Consider the following 6398-nt stretch of genomic DNA (forward strand, 5'->3'; position numbering starts at 1 on the left):
TGACGGCGATGCCGTCAGGCCTTGTTTTTTTTGCAGGGTAGCCGCGCTAGCTGGTGCGGCTAGCGCCGCGCAATCAGCAAGATCCCGATACCGATCAGCAGCATGCCGCCCAGCTCGCGCGTGGCCGGCCACTCGCCCAGGCTACTGGCCGCCATGGCCACCGCCAGTACCGGAATCACCAGCGCGTTAAAGCTGAGCGTAGACGCCGGCAGGCGGCGCAGCAGCCACAGCCAGGCCAGCCAGCCCACGGCACTGGAGAACACGCCGGAGTACACCAGCCCCAGCACAAACTGCGCCGACCACTGGATACCGGCAAAGTCGGCAAACGGCAGCAGCAACGCTAGCGGCGCCAGGCCGATCAGCGCCTGCCAGCCGGAAAAATTCAGGCTATCCAGCGGGCCATTCTGCGCCGCCCGCTTGGTCAGCACCGAGCCCAGCGCCCACAGCAGGCCAGCCAGCACCGCCAGCAGCATGGGCAGTACGCCGCCGTGCAGCTGCCACGGCGCCACAATCAGCATCAGCCCGGCAAAACCGGCTGCCAGCGCACGGCGGGCATGGGCGGTAAACGGCTCGCCCAACAGCCAGTGCGACAGCAGCGCCACCCAGAACGGCATGGTAAACACCAGCACCGAGGTCCGCCCCGCCGCCCCCGCCACCAGCGCCAGCGTGACCGTTAGCCCGTAGGCAAAGGTGGTGGTCAGGCCCACCAGGCTGGCATCGCGCAGGCGCTGCGGCTTGCGCGCCCGCCCGCGGGCCATCAGTACGCCAAACAGGGTCAGGCTGCCGATGGTGGTGCGCAAAATCAGGTGCGTCAGCGGCGTGGTGGCCTGCAGCGTCACCTTCATCACCACGTAGTTGTAAGCCCACATCGTTACCAGCCCGGCAAACAGCGCGTAGGGCAGCCAGCGGCTGGCAGACAGGTCGGCAAGGTTGGCCGCAAGGCGGCGGCTAAGGCGGGCGGTGGTCATGGCAGGCGTATCCGTAGCGTGATGCTGCCAGTGTAGGCAGCCACCGGCTGCCGCCTGCTGCGTTATCATGCACAGCCGCGCAGCCAGGCTGCGACTTTGGGCGATTCAACGCAGGAAAACTGACATGCTGGATAACTACGACCGCAAGCTGCTGGCGCTGCTGCAAGAAGACGCCCGCCAGACCCACGACGCGCTGGCCGAGGCGGTAAACCTGTCGCCCACCGCCGTCACCCGCCGCCTGAAGCGCCTGCGCGCCGACGGCCACATCCAGCGCGAGGTGGCACTGGTAGACCCGTCGCTATTCGGCCGCAGCCTGCGCCTGGTGGTGAACGTGATGCTGCAGCGCGCGCAAACGCCGCTGGTAGACGCCTTCAAAGCCAGCATGCAGGCCGCGCCCGAGGTGATGGAATGCTACAACGTCACCGGCCGCCCGGATTTTGTGCTGATGGTGCTGGTACGCGACATGGCCGACTACGAGCGCTTTGCCCGCGCCCACCTGATGAACAACCCGCACGTACGCGAGTTCGAATCGCTGGTGGTGATCAACACCTGCAAATACACCACCGCCGTGCCGCAGGACGCCGACACGGACTAAGGTTGGCCGCAGGCAAAACAAAACCCGGCTACAAAATCCCCCGCCAGCGCAGGTAGCCGTTACTGGCCGCAGGCTCGTGGCCACCCGTAACCACCTCTATGTGCTTGCCGGACTTCATCTGGGCAATCGCGGTTTCTTCCTTGGCGATCTCGCGCTGTACCGTTTCGGTAGACAAACCTGCGCGCGGGTCTTTGCCATGTTGCTTCAAGGCCTCCAGCCTTTGCTGCCGGCTACGCAGTTTGGCCGTGTGGTGGGCCGGCGGCTTGCCCGCCGCCAGCGCCGCATCATCGCGTTGCGCGGCGGTAAACGGGGTAAACCCGGCGCGTGAGTCGTGTACCAGTGTTTCAAACAAACGCTTCTCCTGCTCGGATGGCTGCCGCGGGTCTTCCCACGCCTTTTTCACGCCAGCGGCCCAGTCTTGGTATTTGTCCGACTTCAGCCAGTCGTCCGCTTCGTCGCGAATGGCCTTTAGCTCGTCGTCGATGGCGGCATCCGCTACCCGGATATCGGCAATTTCCTGTTCTTGCCGGTATACCGAGCTGGCCGACTGCCGCAGCCCCGGCAGCTGGTGTACCTTGCCCCGCATCAGCCGGCGCCAGCGCAGGTAAATGCCCCAGTGCTCGTGCATGATGTCGCGCAGGGGCCTGGGGGTCTGGGTTTCGGTAAGCCACATGCTTTTGTCCGGTTTGCCACCCGGCTGGCTGGTGGCCTGGATGTAGGCGTTGAAGGCGGCGATGGTTTCAGGCGCAATAGTGAAGTGTTTCTTGTGCAGATCACGCATGTCACCAGCCGGAATCAACGGTACCCCGCCAATCAGTGCCTCGCGGTACATCTGTGCCAGCGGTATCTGCGACAGCTTGCGGGAATCGCCATCCGCGCCGCTGCCCAGCGCCCGCCCCTGCTCACCCGGAATATAACCGCCGCCTACATCCGAGTGCGCGCCGGGGTACACCACCTCTTTGCTGTGGCCGCTGCTGCCACTGGCGCTAAGCGGGAAGCCGCCGCGTACCTCGTGGGCGGCCACCAGGTGGACACAGCGCCGTGCCACGCTCACCACCAGGTTGGCTTTGCTGGCCCAGGCATTATGGCCGTCCCCCACCACGTTGGCCGGCAGGCCCACCGATGCCACGGTATCAAAAATGCCCAGAAAGTCGATCTCCAGCCGGATGCCGCCAATCTGCTCGCCGTAGGTTTGTCGCACCCGGTTGCAAAACGCACGGGCCAGCGCCGCCCCGCGCGAGAAGCCGAATACGGCCAGGCGCACGCTGCGAATGGCGGGTTTTTCTGCCAGCCGCCGCGCCAGCTGGCCTGCCAGCTGCTGGCTGCGCGCCTGGATGATGCGCGGCCGGCTGGGTGCGTAGGCACCGCGGCCGTGCTCCTCCAGCTGTTCTACCCCGTCCATGCGGTCTACCAGCGCGCGCTCGCCCAGCACCGGCGTCAGTGGCCTGCCACCCAGCAGCGCAGCATGTACATGGTTGGCCAGCTGCAGCAGCGTCCAGTCCAGGCGCTTTTCGCCGTACAGGGCAAAGCCTGCGCCCAGTGCCGGTGAGGTGTCGCCCAGCTCGGGAAACGGGGTGCCCAGGCCGGGTATGTACAGCTTGCGGTAATACGGGCGCTCGGCCGCGGGTAGGGTGGCCGGCCAGGCAGGGGCCAGGTCGGCGGTTTTGCTGCCGCCGCCGGGGCCCAGGCTGGGGCTCTCGGCAAAGGCGGTGCCGGCGTAGGCTTCGTACAGGCGGGCAACGTTGCTGTGCTTGAAGCCGCCGGTGTCGCGGTATTTGTTGTTACCGGTGCCGTCGAAGAAGATGCCGATAAAGATGTCTTGCTGGCATTGCATCGATTCTCGTGGCGTGGGGCGGCGCTGGTTGCGGCGAGACATTGGATCTTCTTTTTCATCCAGCGTTAGAGGATTGGCACGGCATGGTTCAGCTAATCTGGCAGTCACGATGTTACTCATCCTTGAAATCGAATTCGCACATGCGTTTGTCAAGATTCCATTCTTTTAAACATTCTTGGCGTACCGACGCACAACCTTCTTTTGTCCACCCACCACCACCATTAGCTTTTTTCTCTTCTGCAGTAACAATCTCATCAGGTTGACAGGCTTTTCTCATGTTGGCCGCAAACTGCTCATCCGACCCAATCGCATATTTAGGCATCATCTTGCGGCAAGTCTTTTCCCCCAGCCGCTGCACGCAGGCCGGCCAGGCCGGCAGCTTGATACGACCCGCCCAGCCCGGCTGGCCGGGCTCCACCGCCGATACCCGCACTTCTACCTGCTGCGCCGGGTAGAACAGCACATACACATCACCCGGCACCTCGTAACGCGGCAGCTCAAGGTCGCGCTGGTATTTTTCGGGCTTGGTCATGTCCTTATTACCCTCTTCCCACGTCACCCGCAGCTTGATACCGGGCTGCCAGCGCTCCGGCAGCGTCACACAGCAGCCTTTGCCCCCCGGGCCTTCCAGTACGCCAACAATGGCGCCGCCTACCGGCTCGTTGGTGCGCAGGTCGGTCAGCGTGTATTGCACATCCCAGTCGTGCATATAGTTCACGGCGTCTACCGATACCGCTACGCCGGCGGGTTTGCTGCTAGCTATGGGCTCGCAGCCTGCCAGTAGCAGGCACAGTAGCAGCGTGCTCAGGGTGGTGGTTTTACTTGGGCTCATGTCCATTCCTGGGGGCAGGTGTCAAAGGGGCGCGGGCTGGCCGCCCGGCAGCGCAGCGTGTACAGGGTTGGCCAGCTGCAGCAGCGTCCAGTCCAGGCGCTTTTCGCCGTACAGGGCAAAGCCTGCGCCCAGTGCCGGAGAGGTGTCTCCCAGCTCGGGAAACGGGGTGCCCAGGCCGGGTATGTACAGCTTGCGGTAATACGGGCGCTCGGCCGCGGGCAGGGTGGCCGGCCAGGCAGGGGGCAGGTCGGCAGTTTTGCTGCCGCCGCCGGGGCCCAGGCTGGGGGTCTCGGCAAAGGCGGTGCCGGTGTAGGCTTCGTACAGGCGGGCAACGTTGCTGTGCCTGAAGCTGCCGGTGTCGCGGTATTTGTTGTTACCGGTGCCGTCGAAGAAGATGCCGATAAAGATGTCTTGCTGGCATTGCATCGATTCTCGTGGCGTGGGGCGGCGCTGGTTTCTAAATGCGGCACTTTTCTCTACTTCAAGTAGATTCAAATAATCAGTCCTGCACATTTCTGTGAATCGACTAGTCATGTTTCTTCCTTGTAATCAAATTCACACATTTCTTTATCTTTGATTACCCACTCTTTGCACATTTTCTGCATCTCTACACAAGCATCTCTATTGGCTTGTTTTAAATGAGGAAATTCTTTATCAGTTTTCGCTAGCGCCTCAGGAGTGCAGCCTTTTCTCATGCTGTATGCGTCGTACTCGGGAGACCCAATCGCATATTTAGGCATCATCTTGCGGCACGTCTTTTCCCCCAGCCGCTGCACGCAGGCCGGCCAGGCCGGCAGCTTGATGCGACCCGCCCAGCCCGGCTGGCCCGGCTCCACTGCCGATACCCGCACTTCTACCTGCTGCGCCGGGTAGAACAGCACATACACATCACCCGGCACCTCGTAACGCGGCAGCTCAAGGTCGCGCTGGTATTTTTCCGGTTTCATGTTTTCCATGTCGCCTTCTTCCCACGCCACCCGCAGCTTGATACCGGGCTGCCAGCGCTCCGGCAGCGTTACGCAGCAGCCTTTACCCCCCGGGCCTTCCAGTGCACCAACAATGGCGCCGCCTACTGGCTCGTTGGTGCGCAGGTCGGTTAGCGTGTATTGCACGACCCAGTCATGCATATAGTTCACGGCGTCTACCGATACCGCTACGCCGGCGGGTTTGCTGCTAGCTACGGGCTCGCAGCCTGCCAGCAGCAGGCAGCACATCAGACTGCGCATGAGGAAGGGCACTGCCGGTGGTATGTGGCTAATCATGCTGCAGGCAGTAGGCGATAATGGCAGCTTCGTCCTGGCACCCTGCTCGCCGCGCTTCGGCCAACCTGCGTTGAATGTCGGCATAGAGATCAGCGGGCAAAGTCGGTGGCATCCGGCTGGCGATGTCATCGAACAGAAAGTCTGGCAATGCATCGTCGATCATGCTCCCCCACTGTTCAGGGCTCAGGCTAAGCTTGCCTTCCCCTTGGCGTGCTTGCTGTGAACCTGTGACGACGTGCATTTCAGCATGAGCGTCAAACGCAAGCATGTGGGTAAACGGTGCTAGCCACTCGTTGCGTTGCGCGGGGGTGAGTTGACGCAGCAGGCTGGGCTGAATGCGCGTGTCGGCATAGCGCAAAACCATGATGGTGCTGTCGGGCTGCAAGCACACATCTTGATAGCGTGCGAAGTGCTGTACCAGCTGCGATACAGGTAAAGGGCTGGCCCAGAAACTGAGCATGGGCAAGCCATTGCAGGCTTGCAGTAATAATGCCAGCAGCGGGTTGCGTGTTTCCCCCGCTACTGGCAGGGGAAGCAAGACGGGCGAGGCGGCTAATTCGAGTGGGCTGGCATCGCCATACAGGTTAACCAGGTGTGCGGCATGTTTCCCCAGCTTTTGTACCAGTGCGGGCTGCATGAGATGGTCCATCATGGCGTACCAGGCATAGCCAGTTTGCTGTTCGATATGCTGCTGCAGCATGAGCAAGCTCTGTTCGGTATAGGGGTTCTGGCGTGGTGTCATCATGATTTGGATGCAAAAGGGCTACCGGACTGCATGGCTTTCAGCAGGCATGGGACACAGATGCTGTTAGGAAACTGCGGCGGTGCCAGGTTCATGCTGGCCCCGCCGCTCCAGTCGTGCTTGCCGCCCTTGAAGCTCACTTTGCCCGGCGCGTGCAGCTCGATC

General features: G+C 62.4%; 7 protein-coding genes. 1 reads left to right on the forward strand and 6 read right to left on the reverse strand.

Features of this window, described 5'->3' with window-relative positions:
• Window positions 1-59: 59 nt before the first annotated feature.
• Complete coding sequence (locus FLQ44_RS16945) at window positions 60-968, reverse strand: DMT family transporter (RefSeq protein WP_170253014.1); 909 nt, start codon at window positions 966-968, stop codon at window positions 60-62.
• A 124-nt stretch (window positions 969-1092) separates the two neighbouring features.
• On the opposite strand from FLQ44_RS16945, the gene FLQ44_RS16950 reads away from it, so the two are divergent.
• Complete coding sequence (locus FLQ44_RS16950) at window positions 1093-1563, forward strand: Lrp/AsnC family transcriptional regulator (RefSeq protein WP_147695355.1); 471 nt, start codon at window positions 1093-1095, stop codon at window positions 1561-1563.
• 28 nt (window positions 1564-1591) lie between these two features.
• On the opposite strand, the gene FLQ44_RS16955 is transcribed toward FLQ44_RS16950, so the two are convergent.
• The 5 genes from FLQ44_RS16955 to FLQ44_RS16975 all read right to left on the reverse strand — a co-directional run bounded on the left by FLQ44_RS16955 (window position 1592) and on the right by FLQ44_RS16975 (window position 6236).
• Window positions 1592-3439 (reverse strand): T6SS phospholipase effector Tle1-like catalytic domain-containing protein, encoded by a 1848-nt coding sequence (locus tag FLQ44_RS16955; protein ID WP_206208941.1) that lies wholly within the window; start codon window positions 3437-3439, stop codon window positions 1592-1594.
• 70 nt (window positions 3440-3509) lie between these two features.
• Window positions 3510-4229 (reverse strand): DUF3304 domain-containing protein, encoded by a 720-nt coding sequence (locus FLQ44_RS16960; RefSeq protein WP_170253015.1) that lies wholly within the window; start codon window positions 4227-4229, stop codon window positions 3510-3512.
• Between the two features lie 21 nt (window positions 4230-4250).
• A complete protein-coding gene (locus FLQ44_RS16965; protein ID WP_147695358.1) occupies window positions 4251-4655 on the reverse strand; it encodes a DUF2235 domain-containing protein in 405 nt (134 codons plus the stop codon).
• 104 nt (window positions 4656-4759) lie between these two features.
• Window positions 4760-5356 (reverse strand): DUF3304 domain-containing protein, encoded by a 597-nt coding sequence (locus FLQ44_RS16970; protein ID WP_240801323.1) that lies wholly within the window; start codon window positions 5354-5356, stop codon window positions 4760-4762.
• A 127-nt stretch (window positions 5357-5483) separates the two neighbouring features.
• Window positions 5484-6236: a DUF4123 domain-containing protein gene (locus FLQ44_RS16975; protein WP_147695360.1), complete on the reverse strand. Its 753-nt coding sequence runs from the start codon at window positions 6234-6236 to the stop codon at window positions 5484-5486.
• Between the last annotated feature and the right edge of the window lie 162 nt (window positions 6237-6398).

This window comes from Vogesella mureinivorans (assembly GCF_007644035.1).
Classification (GTDB): domain Bacteria; phylum Pseudomonadota; class Gammaproteobacteria; order Burkholderiales; family Chromobacteriaceae; genus Vogesella; species Vogesella mureinivorans.